Below are 18218 nucleotides of genomic sequence, written 5' to 3' on the forward strand. Positions count from 1 at the left end.
CTGAGCAGCCGTTCACCCGCGGTTGAGATTGGCCCACCCGCACTTCGGGGCAAGCAGTGGTTGTACGGCTACAGGAGGTGGCGGCGAGGAATGTCGAGCATGTCGAGGGCGAGGGTGGCCCGGCGGATCGCCGCGGGCGCGGCGTACGGCGGGGGCGGCGTGGGGCTGGTGGGGGCGGCGGCCGTCGGTCTGGTGCTGGCCGAGGTGCAGTTCGTGAAGCGGCATGTGAACAACGGACACGCTCCCTACGCTCCGCGCGCGGACGGCCTGTACGGGTACGACTACACCGGCGCCTCCCCCGACGAGCCCCCGCTGCGGCTGACGATGCTCGGCGACTCGACGGCCGCCGGGCAGGGGGTCCGCCGGGCCCGCCAGACGCCGGGAGCGCTGCTGTCCTCCGGGCTGGCGGCGGTGGCCGAGCGGCCGGTGGAGCTGTGCAACGTGGCGCTGCCCGGCGCGCAGTCGGACGACCTGGACCGGCAGGTCGCGCTCGCCCTCACGGACACCTCCCGGCTGCCGGACGTCTGCGTGATCATGATCGGCGCGAACGACGTGACGCACCGGATGCCGCCGACGCGGTCCGTGCGGCATCTGTCCGCGGCGGTACGGCGGCTGCGCACGGCCGGTGCGGAGGTGGTCGTCGCGACGTGTCCCGACCTGGGCACGGTCGAGCAGGTCCAGCAGCCGCTGCGCTGGCTGGCGCGGCGCGCGTCCCGTCAGCTGGCCGCCGCCCAGACCATCGGGACGGTCGAGCAGGGCGGGCGCACGGTGTCGCTCGGCGACCTGCTGGGGCCCGAGTTCGCGGCGAATCCGCGGGAGCTGTTCGGTCCGGACCACTACCACCCCTCGGCCGAGGGGTACGCTACCGCGGCGATGGCGATCCTGCCGACGGTCTGTGCGGCGCTCGGCCTGTGGCCGGCCGAGGACGAGCGGCCCGACGTGTCGCGCAACGAGGGGTTCCTGCCGGTTGCCCGGGCGGCCGCGGAGGCCGCGTCCGAGCCCGGTACGGAGGTCGCTGCCGCCATGCCTACCGGGCCCCGTGGTCCCTGGGCCCTCCTGAAACGCCGCCGCCGCCAACGCCTCCCGGCAACAGACCCGGCCCCGACCCCTTGATCCCGGCTGCGGGTATGTGGTGGCTGATCGCGCAGTTCCCCGCGCCCCTGGGGGTTCGCCCTCGGCGGCATCGAGATCCTGGCCGGGACCGAGGCGGCCCCGTACCCGGCTGCGGGTGCGTCGTGGCTGGGCGCGCAGTTCCTCGCGCCCCTGGGGGGGTTCGCCCTGGCCAGCCCCGTACCCGGCTGCGGGTGCGTCGTGGCTGGGCGCGCAGTTCCTCGCGCCCCTGGCCCCGGCGCCCTGCTCTGCGGCTAGGAGGCGCGGCACAGATTTCAGCCCCTCCGGCGGTTGAGGAGCGGGGTCCGGGGCAGAGCCCCGTGTGGGTGAGGTGTCCGAGCCGACGGTCGGCAGGACCCGGCAAGGCGCCCCGCCAGGAAAAAGCAAGCGCTTAGAAAAGTGCGGCCGGTGTCACACCCCCGCACCGGTGACCTCGACGGTACGTGCGGGTAACTTCCCAAGCAGCCCTGCACACTTCCCGTACGCCAATGGAGCCGTGATGCCCGAAGCCGTGATCGTCTCAGCCGCCCGCTCCCCGATCGGCCGCGCCTTCAAGGGCTCTCTGAAGGACGTGCGCCCCGACGACCTGACCGCCACGATCATCCAGGCCGCCCTCGCCAAGGTCCCCGAGCTCGACCCGAAGCTCATCGACGACCTGATGCTCGGCTGCGGCCTCCCCGGCGGCGAGCAGGGCCACAACCTCGGCCGCATCGTGGCCGTGCAGATGGGCATGGACCACCTCCCGGGCTGCACCATCACCCGTTACTGTTCCTCCTCGCTCCAGACCTCCCGCATGGCCCTGCACGCCATCAAGGCCGGCGAGGGCGACGTCTTCATCTCGGCGGGCGTCGAGATGGTCTCGCGGTCCGTCAAGGGCACCTCCGACGGAATGCCGGACACCCACAACCCCCTCTTCGCCGACGCCGAGGCCCGCACGGTCGAGGTCGCGCAGTCGGAGGGCTCGACCTGGCACGACCCGCGCGAGGACAGCCGGATCCCGGACGCGTACATCGGCATGGGCCAGACCGCCGAGAACCTGGCCCGCCTCAAGGGCGTCACCCGCCAGGACATGGACGAGTTCGGCGTCCGCTCGCAGAACCTCGCCGAGGAAGCCATCAAGAACGGCTTCTGGGAGCGCGAGATCACCCCGATCACGACCCCGGACGGAACGGTCGTCAGCAAGGACGACGGCCCGCGCGCGGGTGTGACGCTGGAGGCCGTCCAGGGCCTCAAGCCGGTCTTCCGCCCCGACGGCCTGGTCACCGCCGGCAACTGCTGCCCGCTGAACGACGGCGCCGCCGCCCTCGTGATCATGTCGGACACGAAGGCCCGCGAGCTCGGCCTGACCCCGCTCGCCCGCATCGTCTCGACCGGCGTCACCGGCCTGTCCCCCGAGATCATGGGCCTCGGCCCGGTGGAGGCCAGCAAGCAGGCGCTCAGCCGCGCCGGCCTCACCGTCGACGACATCGACCTGTTCGAGATCAACGAGGCCTTCGCCGCCCAGGTGATCCCGAGCGCCCGCGACCTGGGCATCCCGCTGGACAAGCTGAACGTGAACGGTGGCGCCATCGCCATCGGCCACCCCTTCGGCATGACCGGCGCCCGCATCACCGGCACGCTCATCAACAGCCTCCAGTTCCACGACAAGCAGTTCGGCCTGGAGACCATGTGCGTCGGCGGCGGCCAGGGCATGGCGATGGTCATCGAGCGCCTCAGCTAGAACACCGCGAGCCCGTTCCCGTGACGGGTTTTGCACCCAGCGTGAACGATTCGGCCCAGAAGCCCGGAACCACCGGGCCTCTGGGCCGATTTGTGATCCAATCCCTTCCAAGATGTGACCTATGTCCCCTCGGATGGGCATTCCCGCAGGTCAGATGCGTGCACGGCTAAACCTGAGGCACAAAGTCCTGTCCTTTTCGTGACGTTACGCACTGACAGTTTGATGGTTCGCCCTTCAAGCTGATGTAGGAAGTCGGGGGCCGACTTTGAACCGGGAGTACGTCAGTGAGCGCCATGCCGATTGCTCTGCTGCTCACCACCGCCGCAAGTGCGGCCGTGGGCGTCGCCGTTCTGCACACCCTGCGGGGCGTGCGCCGGCAGGTCGCAGCCCTGCACAGTGAACTCGTCGCGGCCCGTGCGGGCGCGGCGCGGGCTCTCGTGCCCGCTGCGCGCGGAAGTGCCGACGCGGACGAGATACGTACGGCCGTGGCCGAGGCGCTGGCCGACGAGCGGGAACGCGAACTCGCCGAGGCGCGGGCCTTCTGGGCCGCCCAGGAGGCGCGTGACGCCTCCGACGCGCCCTCGCTGCTCGGGCTGCCCGACAGCGAACTGTTCCTGCCGCGCCACTCCGACTTCGCGGGCCTCGACCACCTGGAGCCGGTGGCCGAGACCGGCACGGACCTGGAGGAGTTCCTCCAGACCGGTACCGCCGGCGACTCCCCGGAACTCGCCGCGGCCCGCCGCCGTCACCCCTCGCACCCGGACTTCGTCCCCGTGCAGTCACCGGTGGTCAACGACCACGAACGCACGGTGGCCCGCCTGGAGGAGCTCGCCGAGTCCCGTACGGAACTGGCGGACGTCCGCCCCGGCCCGCTCGGCACCCTCGACGTCTACGTCTTCGCCGACGGCACGACCCTGTGCATGACGCCCGGTCACCGCGAGACGGCGCTGCGGCTCGCCGCCGCCCTGACGGCCGGCCAGGCCCCGTTCCTGCTCGGCGGTTCCGGCGTCTCGGGCGCGTACGCCCTCACCTTCGCCTTCGGCGAGGAGAACGTCTACATCCTGGCGGACCGCGTCATAGCGTCGCTCTGACCCCCCGCCCCCGGGCGGGTCCGCGGGACACCCGGCGCGCCGGAGTCGGCCGAGAGGTCAGACCCCGGCGCGTTTCTGTGCCTCGGCCACGAGCGTGACCGCCTCGGCCAGTTCCTCCTCGTTCTTCAGTACGAGGGCCAGGTCGTGCGCGGCGACCATGATCTGGTCGGCGGCGGCGAACATCCCGGCGTCGGGCATCTCCCGGGGCTCCCCCGACGGGTCCTCGACCCGCTGGGCGCGCAGTGCGAACTCCCTGGCCAGGCCCAGCGCCTCGGCCGCGGCACTGCGTTGCAGGCGGCTCTGCGGCGCGGCCCGCAACCGGTCGGCGAAATGGTCCACGGCTCGGGTCAACGGCGTCGTATCCAGCACGCCGCGAGACTACGCGCAGCGGCGGGACTGTTGCCAACAACCCAACCCTCAGGCACGGTGGCGTGAAGGACCGGCTTACATCCCCTTTGCGTTCGGAGGCGCCGATGTCCCAAGTCTTCTCCGAGGAGACCCATCGCAACCTGCTCGCCCGCATCCCCCATTGCACCGGTCGTGAGATCTCCGACTGGCTTCGCACCGTCGACGAAGGCCCCGCGCTCTTCCGCTTCGAGGAGAAGGTCAGCTGGCTCCGCGCCGAGCACGACCTCGCGTACGGCCACGCCAAGGCGATCATCCACGAGTACGACCTGAGGAGGGCCGCGCGCAAACTGCTGTGAGCGCGCACCACCGAGACGACAGGAATCCGACGACACGCACGTCCGGCATCCCATGACGAAGGGCCCGCGAACTGGTGGTTCGCGGGCCCTTCACCTCGGTTGACGGCCTGTCCGGCCGCCGGTGTCACCGGGTCGTGCGCTAGTCCCTGCCGCTGAAGATGGCGACCAGGCGCAGCATCTCGACGTAGATCCAGACGAGGGTCACGGTCAGGCCGAACGCGGCCAGCCAGGCCTCTTCCTTCGGCGCACCGTAGGTGATGCCGTCCTCGATCTGCTTGAAGTCGAGGGTCAGGAAGAAGGCGCCGATCAGGATCGCCAGGATGCCGACGAGCGCGCCGAGCGGGCCGCTGCTGCGCAGTCCGCCGTCCGGGGCGACACCGAAGGCGACCAGCAGCAGGTTCACCGCCATGACGACGACGAACGCGATGGCGATGGTCATGCCGATGCGCGCGTACCGCGCGGTCACCCGGATCCAGCCCGCCTTGTAGACGAGCAGGGTCGCGCCGGCGACCGCCATGGTGCCGAGCACGGCCTGGAAGGGGGCGCCGTGCCACACCGAGTTGTACATCTCGCTGATGACACCGAGGAAGACGCCTTCGAAGGCGGCGTAACCGATGATCAGCGCGGGCGAGGCGGCACGCTTGAAGGACTGCACCATCGCGAGCACGAAGGCGACGAGACCCGAGCCGACGGCCAGGCCGTAACTCGTGTTGGAGACCGGCAGCAGCGCCCAGGCCAGGATGGCGCCCACGACGACGACGCCGAGCGTCATGGCCGAGCGCACGACGACGTCGTCCATCGTCATACGGCCGGTGGTGACCGGGGCCTGCGGCGGAGCGCCGTACTGAAGGTCCTGCTGCGCGTACGGGTTCTGCGCGTAGGGGTTGCCGCCCTGCTGGGCGTAGGGGTTCCCCTGCGTGCCGACAGCGGGTCCCCCGGCCTGCGGCGCCGCGTTGAAGCCCGCGTAGCCGTTGTCGCGGCTGAACCCCCGTCGCGAGAAGACCGGGTTACTGCTCCTCATTTCACTCCTCCATGGCCACCGTGCGTGGCCTTGGCCTCAAGGGTAATGGGTAGGCAAAGGAATGACCCTAGTGCTTGAGGAGGATCTTTCCCTCGTTGTGCCACCGTACGCGTGTGCCCCTTGCTCTGCGCGCACTGGTACGAAGCCGTGACACCGCTCGCGCGAACGGCCACCGGCGGGCGATCGCGGGTGCTCACCCAGCGTCACGGCCGGGGGCTCCCGGGACGAGCGCGGGAGGGGTGCGGGAAGAGGGGGAACGAGCGGCCGGGAACGCGGGTGAGGGGCTGTCGCGGAGAAGGTGAAGGGCGACCTGAGGTGGAGCCGGCGGGCCACGCCCGGAGGGGTCCGGCTGTGGCCCGCGTCCTGCGTCGCAGGGGCGGGAAGTGCCCGGAACCGGACTTGAACCGGTACGCCCGCGAGGGGCAGCGAGGTTTAAGCTCGCCGTGTCTGCATTCCACCATCCGGGCAGACCATGGGCTCCGCATCGAGGTTCCGAGCCTATCGGGACGCGTCACCCGAACAGCGGGCGTGCGAACCGATGTTGTCTTATTTTATTGACGTCTGAGGGTGCATCAGCACGCTGCACAGGCCGTCAGCACTTGCCAACAGCCTCCAGGACGCGATGGGCCCGCGTACGCGGATTGACGGAATTTCACCGTCCGAGCGGGATCGCGGCGAGCCTCGGACCAGGTACCGGCCGCGCGCCCCGAAGTACGGCCGCGCGGCGCGCGCTCCCCGGGCCCCGGCGGCGCCCGGTCCGGAAGACGTCCGCCCGCGCCCCCGACGCCCCGCCGCGCGATGTCCGCAGGCCCTCGCCGGGTGCGGCCCGGGCCGTCGCCGAGTCGTCCCCGGCGGATCCACGGAGGGCCGCGGGCGGTCTTGGCCGCACCCGACCCGGACGTCCTTCGGGGCGCTCCGTCATCCCCAGGTATGACTCGACGGCTCCCCGTCCGACCCGAGACTGCCCCCGGAACCGGAACAGCGGGTGACTACATCCCGTGGATCGGCACGGACGATGGAACACGTCCCCAGCAACGTCCACGTCCCGACAGGAGCACCCTCCCGTGACCACCACCCCCCTCGCCGGCACAAGCACCGCGGTCGCAGCCCGCGCCACGGAACTGTCGAAGGTCTACGGGCAGGGCGAGACCCAGGTGGTCGCGCTCGACCGGGTCAGCGTCGACTTCCGGCAGGCCGAGTTCACCGCGATCATGGGCCCCTCCGGGTCGGGCAAGTCCACGCTGATGCACTGCGTGGCGGGACTGGACACCTTCTCCTCGGGCTCGGTGCGCATCGGCGACACCGAACTCGGCTCCCTGAAGGACAAGCAGCTCACCAAGCTGCGCCGGGACAAGATCGGCTTCATCTTCCAGGCGTTCAACCTGCTGCCGACGCTGACCGCCCTGGAGAACATCACCCTCCCGATGGACATCGCGGGCCGCAGGCCCGACAAGGAGTGGCTGGACACCGTCATCAAGATGATCGGCCTGGCGGACCGGCTCGGGCACCGGCCCTCCCAGCTCTCCGGCGGCCAGCAGCAGCGCGTCGCCGTCGCCCGCGCCCTCGCCTCCCGGCCGGACATCATCTTCGGCGACGAGCCCACCGGGAACCTCGACTCACGCTCGGGCGCGGAGGTCCTCGGCTTCCTGCGCAACTCCGTACGGGAACTGGGCCAGACCGTGGTGATGGTGACGCACGACCCGGTCGCCGCCGCCTACGCGGACCGGGTCGTCTTCCTCGCCGACGGACGGATCGTCGACGAGGTCCTCCAGCCGACCGCCGACTCCGTCCTGGACCTCATGCGGAACCTCCCCGGGGGAAACCCCCGTACCCCCGGGTCCGACGGCACGGGCCGCATCGGCTGACGCTCCGCCCGACCGCACGAACTCCCGCGCCCTCCCGCGAACTCCTGGACTGAGAAGACCCATGTTCCGTACCGCCTTGCGCAATGTCTTCGCGCACAAGGCCAGGCTCCTGATGACCGTGCTCGCCGTCCTGCTCGGCGTCGCCTTCGTCTCGGGGACCCTGGTCTTCACCAACACCATCTCCGACGCCTACCAGAAGAGCTCCGCCAAGGGCTTCGACCAGGTCGACGTCGCCATCCGCCCCGAGAGCGCGGCCGACACGGGCGACACCGTGGGCCGGACGCACAAGCTGACCCGGCCCCTGCTCGACAAGGCGGCCCGGGTCCCCGGGGCCGCCTCCGCGATCGGGGTCGTCGACGGCTTCACCGCCATCGCCGGCAAGGACGGCAAGCTCATCGGCGGCGGCTTCCAGTCGCAGGGCGGCAACTACTGGGGCGACAAGGACCCCCGCTACCCCCTGACGGCCGGACACGCGCCGCACGGCGCCGGTGAGATCGCGCTCGACGCCGAGACCGCGAGGCGGGCCGGGTTCAAGGTCGGCGACACCGTGCGCCTGTCCGTGGACGGTCCCGTCCTCGAACCCGTCGTGGCCGGCGTGTTCAGCACCGACGACGGCAACGTGGCCGCCGGCGGCAGCCTCGCCCTCTTCGACACCCCGACCGCGCAGCGCCTGTTCCACTCGGCCGGCTCCTTCGACGAGATCGACGTGAAGGCCGCGCCGGGCACCGGCCAGAACGCGCTGCGCGCCGCGATCGACGCCGTCGTGCCGAAGGGCACCGCCTCCACGATCACCGGCAAGCAGCTCGCCGACGACCAGGCCGAGCAGATCTCCACGGCCATGAGCGGCATGAAGACGGCCCTGCTGGTCTTCGCCGGCATCGCGCTGTTCGTCGGCACGTTCATCATCGCCAACACCTTCACCATGCTGGTCGCCCAGCGCACCAAGGAGCTGGCCCTGCTGCGCGCCGTCGGTGCCTCGCGCCGCCAGGTCACCCGGTCGGTGCTGATCGAGGCGTTCGTGGTCGGCGCGGTCGCGGCCGTCGGCGGGCTCGCCGCGGGCATCGGCATCGGCGCGGCGATGCGCTCCCTGATGGGCACGCTCGGGGCCACCGTGCCGGACGGCCCGCTGGTCGTCTCGCCCGGCACCGTCGGCACGGCCCTGCTCGTGGGCGTCCTCGTCACGATGCTGGCCGCGTGGCTGCCGGGCCGCCGGGCCGCGAAGATCCCGCCGGTCGCCGCGATGAGCAGCGTCCACGCGAAGGCGACGACGAAGTCCCTGGTCCTGCGGAACTCGATCGGGGCGCTGTTCGCGGCCGCCGGCATCGCCGTGGTCCTCTACGCCACGACCATGAACGGCTCGGACGGCCAGGCCCCGATGGGTCTGGGCGCGGTGCTGCTCATCATCGGCGTCTTCGTCCTGACCCCGCTGCTGTCCCGCCCGCTGATCGCCGCGGCGGCCCCCGTCCTGCGGGTCTTCGGGATCTCCGGCAAGCTGGCCCGCCAGAACTCGGTGCGCAACCCGCGCCGCACGGCCGCCACCGCCTCGGCGCTGATGATCGGCCTGACCCTGATCACCGGCATGACGGTGATGGCGGGCAGCCTCCAGAAGTCGATCGACAAGATGGCCGGATCCGCGATCCGGGCCGACTACGTCGTGTCGATGGCGAACGGCAACTCCCTCTCCCCCGACGTCGAGAAGAAGCTCGCCGCGGCCGACGGGGTCACCGACGTCAGCCCGCTGCGCGACGCGCCCTCCCGCATCGACCGGCAGACCGAGTTCCTGACCGGGGTCAACGGCGCGGCCATCAACAAGCTCACCGACCTCGACGTCACCGACGGCACCTTCACGGTCGGCGGCACCCGGGTCGTGGTCGACTCGGACACGGCCAAGTCCCACGGCTGGAAGGCTGGTTCGGACTTCCGGGTGTCCTACGAGGACGGCGTGAAGCAGAGCCTGACCGTCTCCGGGGTGTACCGGGCCAACGAGATGATCCGGGGCATCATGCTCGACAACGCCACCCTGGCCCCGCACCAGCGCGAGGCCTCCGACATGCAGGTCATGGTCAAGACGGCGGGCGGTGCCTCCGACGCGGCCAAGGACCGGCTGGAGAAGGCCCTCGGCGACAACCCGGCCGTCAAGGTCCAGGACAAGCAGGACATCTCCGACGACATCGCGAAGATGTTCACGCTGATGCTGAACATGCTCTACGGCCTGCTCGCGATGGCGGTGATCGTCGCCGTCCTCGGTGTCATCAACACCCTGGCGATGTCGGTCTTCGAGCGCTCGCAGGAGATCGGGATGCTCCGCGCGATCGGCCTGGACCGCAAGGGCATCAAGCGCATGGTCCGACTGGAGTCCCTGGTCATCTCGCTGTTCGGCGGCGTCCTCGGCATCGGTCTCGGCGTGTTCTTCGGCTGGGCGGCCGGTGAACTGCTGGGGAGCAAGATGCCGACGTACGAACTCGTCCTGCCCTGGGGGCGGATGGCGCTGTTCCTGCTGCTGGCGGCCACGGTCGGCGTCCTGGCGGCGCTCTGGCCGGCCCGCCGGGCGGCCCGCCTGAACATGCTGACGGCCATCAAGTCCGAGTAGCCGGGCCGCGCCGGCGGCCCTGAGGGCAGACCAGGGGGTCCCGTTCCGTCCGGAGCGGGACCCCCTCGCCGCACCCCTCGGCGCGTGCGCGGGCGCGTCAGTTCCAGGTCCTCGCCCGCAGCGGCATCCCGGACGCGCCGCTCCCGGCCGGGGTCTTCACCGCCAGGATCTGGTTGACGCCGATCTGGTTGCGCTCGAAGGCGACCGCGCTGGCCGCCATGTACAGGCGCCAGACGCGGGCCCGGCCGGCCCCGGTGAGCCGGGCGGCGCGCGACCAGCCGGCCTCCAGATTGGCGACCCAGCGGCGCAGGGTGAGCCCGTAGTGCTCGCGCAGGGCCTCGACGTCACGCACCTCGAACCCGGCCCGTTCGAGCTGTGTCACGGTCGTGCCGACGGGCGCGAGTTCACCGTCGGGGAAGACGTAGGCGTCGATGAACTCGTTGACGGAGTACGAGGATTCGTCGCGTTCGGGGCGCCGCGCGATCTGGTGGTTGAGCAGCCGCCCGCCGGGGGCGAGGAGGCGGCCGAGCACCTCCGCGTACTCCAGGTAGCGCTCGGCACCGACGTGTTCGGCCATCCCGATGGAGGAGATCGCGTCGTAGGGCCCGTCGGTGACGTCCCGGTAGTCCTGCACCCGGATCTCGACCTTGTCCGTCAGCCCCTCCTCGGCGACCCGCTTGCGGGCGAACGCGGCCTGTTCCTGCGACAGCGTCACCCCGACCACGTTCGCGCCGTGGTCGCGGGCCGCGTGCACGGCCATCGAGCCCCAGCCGCAGCCGACGTCCAGCAGCCGCTGACCGGGCTTCAGGGCCAGCTTCCGGCAGACGAGTTCGAGCTTCTCGCGCTGGGCCTCCTCCAGGGTTCCGCCCTCCTGCCAGTAGGCGCACGAGTAGACCATGGAGGGGCCGAGGACGATCTCATAGAAGTCGTTGCCGACGTCGTAGTGGTGGCTGATGGCCCTGCGGTCCGTGCGCCTGGTGTGCAGGTGACGGCGGCGGCGCACCTCCTCCGCCGGCGGGGCGGGCGGCAGCGGCAGCCCGGCCATCCGCACCAGCCCGCGGACCGCCGCGCGCACCTCAGGGTCGCGCAACGCCGCACCGAGACCGCGCGCGTCCGGTCCACGTTCCCAGACGAGCCCGGACAGCAGATCCAGGGCGGTGAAGAGGTCGCCCTCGACGGTCAGGTCGCCGGAGACCCAGGCGCGGGCGAGTCCCAGGTCGCCGGGTTTCCACAGGAGCCGGCGCAGGGCCCGCCGGTTGCGGACGACGAGCGCGGGGGCCGAGGGAGGGCCCGCTTCCGAACCGTCCCAGGCACGGACGCGCAAGGGGAGCGGGGCTCCCAGCAACTGTTCGACAAGACTTCTGAGCCGCGGCGCGGCGTCCTGCATGGCGTACACCTCCGAGACAGCACTCCCGAACGCTCCGACACCCGGTAAACATCTACCCGCTCGGCGCGCAGTCCCGCTTCCACGACACAGATTCGCAAAATGTGTGTACGCACCATGCGTCGAACGGCGGACCGTGGGCGCCGGGTGTCACGAGCCCGGGAACGCCGAAGGGGCCGCCCGCACCACGGATGGCGGGCGGCCCCTTCGGGGCGTTCGGTGACGGAGGGTCAGGAGGCCTTGGCCTTCTCCTCGGTCTTCACGGGCGCGGCGGCGGCCGGAGCCGGCTTGGCGGCCTCGTAGAACTCCTCGCGCGGAGTCTCCATGGCACCCAGGGAGACGACCTCGCGCTTGAGGAACATGCCGAGCGTCCAGTCCGCGAAGATGCGGATCTTGCGGTTCCAGGTCGGCATGGCCAGACCGTGGTAGCCACGGTGCATGTACCAGGCGAGACGGCCCTTGAGCTTGATCTTCGTCTTGCCCATGACGATCATCGCGACGCCCTTGTGCAGACCGAGACCGGCCACGGCGCCCTTGTTGGCGTGCGAGTACTCCTTCTGCGGGAAGCCCCGCATACCGGAGATCACGTTGTCGCCGAGGATCTTGGCCTGACGCAGCGCGTGCTGCGCGTTCGGCGGGCACCAGGCGTTCTCGACACCGGCCTTGCGGGCGGCGACGTCCGGCACCTGGGCGTTGTCGCCCGCGGCCCAGATGTAGTCCGTGCCCTGCACCTGGAGGGTGGTCTGGGTGTCCACGTGGCCGCGCGGGCCGAGGGGCAGACCGAAGCGGGAGAGAACGGGGTTCGGCTTGACGCCGGCCGTCCAGACGATCGTGTTGGAGTCGACCTCGAGGCCGTTCTTCAGCACCACGTGGCCGTCGACGCAGGAGTCCATCGAGGTGGAGAGGTAGATCTCCACGCCGCGGCTCTCCAGGTGCTCCTTGCCGTACTGGCCGAGCTTGGGGCCGACCTCGGGAAGGATCTTGTCCGCGGCGTCGACGAGGATGAAGCGCATGTCCTCGCGGGACACGCTGCTGTAGTACTTGGCCGCGTCGCGGGCCATGTCCTCGACCTCACCGATCGTCTCGGCGCCGGCGAACCCGCCACCCACGAAGACGAAGGTCAGCGCCTTGCGGCGGACGTCCTCGTCCGTGGTGGAGTCGGCCTTGTCGAGCTGCTCGAGGACGTGGTTGCGCAGGCCGATGGCCTCCTCGATGCCCTTCATGCCGATGCCCTGCTCGGCGAGGCCGGGGATCGGGAAGGTGCGGGAGACCGCGCCCATCGCGATGACGAGGTAGTCGAAGGGCAGCTCGTACGCCTCGCCCACGAGGGGGGCGACCGTGGCGACCTTGCGGTCCTGGTCGATGGTGGTGACCCGGCCGGTGAGGACCTCCGCCTTGGGAAGTACACGCCGCAGCGGGACGACGACGTGCCGCGGCGAGATGCTGCCGGCGGCTGCTTCGGGGAGGAAGGGCTGGTAGGTCATGTACGACCGGGGGTCGACGACCGTGACGGTCGCCTCTCCGTAGCGCATCTGCTTGAGGATGCGCCGAGCTGCGTACAGGCCTACGTACCCACCGCCTACTACGAGGATCCTGGGACGCTCCGTGGTGCTCATGCCATCGAGTATCCACCCGCTTCAGGGGGGTCGCTCGTGCGCCCCTTCACAAGCTTGGGCAGGGGCTCTGCTACACTCCGCCGCCCCCGCGATCGAGGCCATGGCGGCCCCGGTGGACCACCGTACGGTTCGTACCGTTGTCAACACCGTGTGAGCTGCGGCCCAACCCGTTCGGCCGAGCGGACCGCTCCCGTCTTTCACCGTCCCGAAACCCGGCCGCAACACCTCACCGACCATGCTGCCGGACCGCGGGAGCCCCGGGAAAGGGCCCAAGTGGCCCCTTCGTCGCCCAGCAGGGGCTTTTTCCTTGTGAAGAACTTCACGAACTTTATCGGCGGGACCTCGCCGGAGGGGTTCCAGGACCCTCTCCGGCACGCTCATACGCTATCCGTTCCGCTCAGCCGAGGGTACTGATCGGTAGCGAAGGAGACCCGTGCCACGCCCCCCGCGGCGCCGCCGGACGGCGCGTCAGGGGCCTTCGGCGGCCTCCGGGGAACGCGAGAGCCCCGGCCGCCCGGGAGGGGCGGCCGGGGCCGTTCAGCGCTCGTCGCGGGCGCGCCGGAGGGCTCCGGTCAGTCGCCCCGCCTGCCCGCCTCGGCCTCCTCGGCCGCCTTGAACGCGATGCCGTCGAGGATGTCGTGCTCGCTGACCACGACCTCCTCCGCGCCGGTCCGCTCCATGATCGAGAGCAGGACGAGCGCGCCGGCCCCGATCACGTCCACCCGGCCCGCGTGCATGGAGGGGACCGCCGCGCGCTCGGCGTGGGTGGAGCGCAGCAGCCACTCGGTGATCTCGCGGACGCGCGCGCGGGAGACCCGGGAGTGGTGGATCCGTTCCGAGTCGTACGCGTCGAGGTCCAGCGCGATCGCCGCGATCGTGGTGACCGAACCGGCCAGCCCCACCAGGGTGCGCGCCTCGCGCAGCGGGACGGTCTCCTCGGCGAGGTCGAGGGCGGCCTCGATGTCGGCGCGCATGGCCGCGACCTGCTCCGCGGTGGGCGGGTCGGTGACGGCGCCGTCGCGGACGAGGTGGCGCTCCGTCATCCGTACGCAGCCGACGTCCACGGAGCGCGCCGCGCGCACGTGGGCGTCGCCGACGACGAACTCGGTCGAGCCGCCGCCGATGTCCACCACGAGGTAGGGCCGGGCGAGGTCGTCGCGGCCGGTCAGCTCCCTGGTCGCGCCGGTGAAGGAGAACTCGGCCTCCTGGTCGCCGGTGACGACCTCGGGCTCGACGCCGAGGATGTCGAGGACGCCCCGCACGAACGTGTCGCGGTTCTCGGCGTCCCGGGAGGCGGAGGTGGCCACGAAGCGCAGCCGCTCGGCGCCGTGCTCCTTGATGACGGCGGCGTACTCGCGGCAGGCGGCGAAGGTGCGCTCCAGCGCCTCGGGGGCGAGCCGGCCGGTGCGGTCGACGCCCTGGCCGAGCCGCACGATGGTCATCCGCCGGTCCAGGTCGGTGAGTTCGCCCGTACGCGGGTCCACGTCGGCCACCAGGAGGCGGATGGAGTTCGTACCGCAGTCGACGGCGGCGACCCGGGTCACCGGCCGTCCTCGGTGGACTCCGCGGGGCCCTCCGCCTTCGGCGTGTCGCCGGCCTGGGTGACGCAGGCGCCCTTGCGCCACCACTCGGGGAGCATCGCGATGGCCTCGTCGCCGAGCGGGTTGACGCCCGGTCCGGCGGCCAGCGAGTGCGCCACGAGGACGTGCAGGCACTTCACCCGGTCGGGCATGCCGCCCGCGCTCGGGAAGCCCTCCAGGACCTCGATGGCGTCACGGCGCGCGATGTAGTCCTCGTGCGCGGCACGGTAGGCCGCGGCCAGCTCGGGGTCGGTGGCGAGGCGCTCGGTCATCTCCTTCATGACCCCGTTGGCCTCCAGCGTCCCGATCGCGGACGCCGCCCGGGGGCAGGTCAGGTAGTACGTGGTCGGGAACGGCGTGCCGTCGGGGAGGCGGGGCGCCGTCTCCACCACGTCCGGCTGGCCGCAGGGGCAGCGGTGCACGATCGCGCGCAGTCCGCGCGGCGGGCGGCCGAGCTGCTGCTTGAAGGCCTCGACGTCGGCGTCGGTGGGCTCGGTGCGCGGGGTGGTGGGCGGTGGCGTTTCCATGCCGTGAGTCACGTGTCTTTCTGGTCAGTTCATGGGTCGTCAGCGGTCGGCGGCGTCGGATCTGTCCACGCCGTCCCAGACGTTGGTGTACCAAGGGCGGTCGGCGGCGCCCCGTTCGGCACGGGCCTGCTTCGCGGCGCCCGGGTCGATCACGACGTAGCCGGTCTCGCCGGGCATCACATAGTGCAGCCGCTGCCGGATCTGCTGCTTCGCGTACGCGTCGTCCTGCCAGCGCGCCTTGAGGTCGCGCAGCTGCTCGACCCGCTGCCTGGCCTGCTCCCGCTGTCGTTCCAGCTCGCCGATCTGGGCGCGCTGGGAGACGTACTGCCGCATGGGGTAGGCGAGGGCGACGATCAGGGTGCACAGGACCATGGCGAGGAGCGCGGCCCGGCCGGTGAGCCGGGAGCGGCGCGCCTGCCGCTTGGTCTGGGAGCGGTAGACCCGGGCCGCCGTCTGCTCGCCGAGCAGCTTCAGCCTGGTCGAGGTGGAGAACCGGTCCCGGTCCTTCACGGCCATGAGTCCCGCCTCCCCGCTGCCGGCCCGCCACAGGGCCCCTCACGTGCGTACGTCCCCGCACACGGTACGGGACCGGGTACGGGGACGTACGGAGGACGCTTGCCGAGCCGTGCGGCTCGGCCCTCGCGAGAGCCGGGGTCGGCCCTCGTGAGAGGTGGGCTCAGCCCTTGAAGCGGGGGAACGCCGAGCGGCCGGCGTACACCGCGGCGTCGTCGAGGATCTCCTCGATGCGCAGCAGCTGGTTGTACTTGGCGACACGGTCCGAGCGGGCCGGGGCGCCGGTCTTGATCTGGCCGCAGTTCACGGCGACCGCGAGGTCGGCGATGGTGACGTCCTCGGTCTCGCCGGAGCGGTGGGACATCATGCACTTGAAGCCGTTGCGCTGGGCCAGCTCGACGGCGTCCAGGGTCTCGGTCAGCGAACCGATCTGGTTGACCTTGACGAGCAGGGCGTTGGCGGAGCCCTCCTCGATGCCGCGGGCCAGACGCTCCGGGTTGGTGACGAAGAGGTCGTCGCCGACGATCTGGACCTTGTCGCCCAGCTTGTCGGTGATGACCTTCCAGCCGGCCCAGTCGTCCTCGTACAGCGGGTCCTCGATGGAGACGAGCGGGTACGCGGAGACGAGCTCCTCGTAGTACTCGGTCATCTCGGCGGCCGAGCGGGACTTGCCCTCGAACTCGTACTTGCCGTCCTTGTAGAACTCGGACGCGGCGACGTCGAGCGCGAGCGCGATCTGCTCGCCGGGGACGTAACCGGCCTGCTTGATGGCCTCGACGATGAGGTCGAGGGCGGCGCGGTTGGACTCCAGGTTCGGGGCGAAGCCGCCCTCGTCGCCGAGGCCGGTGGACAGGCCCTTGGTCTTCAGCACCTTCTTGAGGGTGTGGTAGACCTCGGCGCCCCAGCGCAGGGCCTCGGAGAAGGACTCCGCGCCGATCGGGGCGATCATGAACTCCTGGATGTCCACGTTGGAGTCGGCGTGCGAGCCGCCGTTCAGGATGTTCATCATCGGAACGGGCAGCAGGTGCGCGTTCGGGCCGCCCAGGTAGCGGAACAGCGGCAGGTCGGACGCCTCGGAGGCGGCGTGCGCGACGGCGAGCGAGACGCCGAGGATGGCGTTGGCGCCGAGCGAGCCCTTGTTGTCGGTGGCGTCCAGGTCGAACATCGCCTGGTCGATCAGGCGCTGCTCGGTGGCGTCGTAGCCGACGAGCTCCGGGCCGATCTGCTCGATGACGGCGAGGACGGCCTTCTCGACACCCTTGCCCTGGTAGCGGTTGGGGTCACCGTCGCGGAGCTCGATGGCCTCGAACGCTCCGGTGGAGGCGCCGGACGGAACGGCGGCACGACCCGTGCTGCCGTCGTCGAGGCCGACCTCGACCTCGACCGTGGGGTTGCCTCGGGAGTCCAGGATTTCCCGGGCTACGACGACGTCGATGGACGGCACGAGCATCTCCTTATGGGATGTGACGCGGGTACGCGGAGCTTGGCAGCCCCGCGGGATGAGCCTAACCGGCTCACGGGGATCGGCCAGCGATCGACCACCCCTTGAGCGGAACTGAGCGTACATATTGTTCCTGAACGGAACAAAAAAAGAAATAAAAAACCCCGCTCCGGTGCGTGCGGGGGAACACGCGCCGGAGCGGGGAGCCCGTGGGGACGGGGGGCCTCGGCGGCCTCCGGTGCGGAGGCCTCACGAGGGGGCCGTCGTGCGGCCTGACGCTGCGGCACGGTGCCGGGACCGGGCCGCCCTCCGCCGAGGAAGGCCAGGTCAGCCGGTGCGCCGCACCGCTCAGTGGAGGTGCAGCTGCTGGCCCGGGTAGATGAAGTCGGCGTCGGCGACGATGTCCTTGTTCAGCTTGAACAGCTTCTGCCAGCCGCCCTTGACGTGCTTCTTCTCGGCGATCGAGCTCAGGGTGTCGCCCTTGACGACCTTGTACTCGCCGTCACCCTTCTTGACCTTCTTGCCGGTCGGCGTGGTGACGGTCTTCTGGACGGCGGGGCGCTCCGCGGAACGGGCGGCGTGCTGCTCCGTCGTACGGGTGGCGGGGGCGCTCTGCGAGCCGCTCGACGAGGAGGACGTGGAGGGGGCGGCCGGGGCGGAGGAGGCCGAGCCGCCGGCGTACGGGGTGCTCGACAGGCCGGTGCCGCAGGTCGGCCAGGCGCCCTTGCCCTGCGCGGCGAGGACCTTCTCGCCGACGGCGATCTGCTGCGCCTTGGAGGCCTGGTCGGCGGTCGAGGCGTACGCGGTGCCGCCGTACGCGGCCCAGGTGGAGGACGAGAACTGGAGGCCGCCGTAGAAGCCGTTGCCGGTGTTGATCGACCAGTTGCCGCCGGACTCGCACTGGGCGACGGCGTCCCACTCGGAGGCGGTGGCGGCGGAGGCGTTGCCGGCCGCCATCAGCGGGGCGGCGATGGCGACACCGGTGACACCGGCGAGAGCGGCGACGCGGGTGGCCTTGTTCGGACGACGGTGCTTGCCCTTGCTGGAGAACAGCAT

General features: G+C 71.1%; 15 protein-coding genes and 1 tRNA gene. 6 read left to right on the plus strand and 10 right to left on the minus strand.

Annotation, left to right across the window (positions count from 1 at the left end; translation table 11 throughout):
* Nucleotides 1-90 precede the first annotated feature (90 nt).
* From ACFWI4_RS25625 to ACFWI4_RS25635, 3 genes are all read left to right on the plus strand, one after another.
* A complete protein-coding gene (locus ACFWI4_RS25625; RefSeq protein ID WP_387200382.1) occupies nt 91-1113 on the plus strand; it encodes an SGNH/GDSL hydrolase family protein in 1023 nt (340 codons plus the stop codon).
* Nucleotides 1114-1609: 496 nt separating this feature from the next.
* The gene (locus ACFWI4_RS25630; RefSeq protein ID WP_385399875.1) at nt 1610-2830 is read left to right on the plus strand and encodes an acetyl-CoA C-acetyltransferase; all 1221 of its coding nucleotides are present in this window, start codon (nt 1610-1612) and stop codon (nt 2828-2830) included.
* Between the two features lie 293 nt (nt 2831-3123).
* Nucleotides 3124-3921 carry a hypothetical protein gene (locus ACFWI4_RS25635; protein WP_385399872.1) on the plus strand — a complete coding sequence of 266 codons (798 nt, stop codon included), beginning with the start codon at nt 3124-3126 and terminating at the stop codon, nt 3919-3921.
* A gap of 57 nt (nt 3922-3978) precedes the next feature.
* Here ACFWI4_RS25635 and ACFWI4_RS25640 read toward each other — a convergent pair whose 3' ends face one another.
* Entirely contained in the window at nt 3979-4290 is a 312-nt protein-coding gene (locus tag ACFWI4_RS25640; RefSeq protein WP_385399870.1) for a hypothetical protein, read from the minus strand.
* A 104-nt stretch (nt 4291-4394) separates the two neighbouring features.
* Here ACFWI4_RS25640 and ACFWI4_RS25645 point away from each other — a divergent pair, with 104 nt between their 5' ends.
* The gene (locus ACFWI4_RS25645; protein ID WP_103550712.1) at nt 4395-4625 is read left to right on the plus strand and encodes a DUF4287 domain-containing protein; all 231 of its coding nucleotides are present in this window, start codon (nt 4395-4397) and stop codon (nt 4623-4625) included.
* 139 nt (nt 4626-4764) lie between these two features.
* Here ACFWI4_RS25645 and ACFWI4_RS25650 read toward each other — a convergent pair whose 3' ends face one another.
* Nucleotides 4765-5646, minus strand: coding sequence for a Bax inhibitor-1/YccA family protein (locus ACFWI4_RS25650; RefSeq protein ID WP_385399866.1), 882 nt, complete (start codon nt 5644-5646; stop codon nt 4765-4767).
* A gap of 384 nt (nt 5647-6030) precedes the next feature.
* Nucleotides 6031-6113, minus strand: a tRNA-Leu gene (locus ACFWI4_RS25655).
* Nucleotides 6114-6710: 597 nt separating this feature from the next.
* Here ACFWI4_RS25655 and ACFWI4_RS25660 point away from each other — a divergent pair.
* Both ACFWI4_RS25660 and ACFWI4_RS25665 read left to right on the plus strand, forming a co-directional pair.
* Nucleotides 6711-7511, plus strand: a complete 801-nt coding sequence (locus ACFWI4_RS25660; RefSeq protein WP_387200387.1) for an ABC transporter ATP-binding protein — start codon at nt 6711-6713, stop codon at nt 7509-7511.
* A 61-nt stretch (nt 7512-7572) separates the two neighbouring features.
* Complete coding sequence (locus tag ACFWI4_RS25665; RefSeq protein ID WP_387200390.1) at nt 7573-10101, plus strand: ABC transporter permease; 2529 nt, start codon at nt 7573-7575, stop codon at nt 10099-10101.
* A 97-nt stretch (nt 10102-10198) separates the two neighbouring features.
* Here the strand turns inward: ACFWI4_RS25665 and ACFWI4_RS25670 are convergent, their stop codons facing one another.
* The 7 genes from ACFWI4_RS25670 to ACFWI4_RS25700 form a co-directional block, all read right to left on the minus strand.
* Entirely contained in the window at nt 10199-11488 is a 1290-nt protein-coding gene (locus ACFWI4_RS25670) for a class I SAM-dependent methyltransferase (RefSeq protein WP_387200393.1), read from the minus strand.
* A gap of 227 nt (nt 11489-11715) precedes the next feature.
* Nucleotides 11716-13101, minus strand: a complete 1386-nt coding sequence (locus ACFWI4_RS25675) for an NAD(P)/FAD-dependent oxidoreductase (protein WP_385399855.1) — start codon at nt 13099-13101, stop codon at nt 11716-11718.
* A gap of 572 nt (nt 13102-13673) precedes the next feature.
* Nucleotides 13674-14645, minus strand: coding sequence for an exopolyphosphatase (locus tag ACFWI4_RS25680; protein WP_387200396.1), 972 nt, complete (start codon nt 14643-14645; stop codon nt 13674-13676).
* Complete coding sequence (locus tag ACFWI4_RS25685) at nt 14642-15208, minus strand: DUF501 domain-containing protein (RefSeq protein ID WP_387200399.1); 567 nt, start codon at nt 15206-15208, stop codon at nt 14642-14644. The genes ACFWI4_RS25680 and ACFWI4_RS25685 overlap by 4 nt, the downstream gene beginning before the upstream one ends.
* 39 nt (nt 15209-15247) lie before the next feature.
* Nucleotides 15248-15724 (minus strand): septum formation initiator family protein, encoded by a 477-nt coding sequence (locus ACFWI4_RS25690; RefSeq protein WP_385399848.1) that lies wholly within the window; start codon nt 15722-15724, stop codon nt 15248-15250.
* A 160-nt stretch (nt 15725-15884) separates the two neighbouring features.
* Nucleotides 15885-17171 carry a phosphopyruvate hydratase gene (gene eno, locus ACFWI4_RS25695; protein WP_037628200.1) on the minus strand — a complete coding sequence of 429 codons (1287 nt, stop codon included), beginning with the start codon at nt 17169-17171 and terminating at the stop codon, nt 15885-15887.
* Nucleotides 17172-17510: 339 nt separating this feature from the next.
* Nucleotides 17511-18218: a transglycosylase family protein gene (locus tag ACFWI4_RS25700; protein WP_387200403.1), complete on the minus strand. Its 708-nt coding sequence runs from the start codon at nt 18216-18218 to the stop codon at nt 17511-17513.

Origin of the sequence: Streptomyces sp. NPDC127038 (genome assembly GCF_042725875.1) — a bacterium.
Taxonomy (GTDB): domain Bacteria; phylum Actinomycetota; class Actinomycetes; order Streptomycetales; family Streptomycetaceae; genus Streptomyces.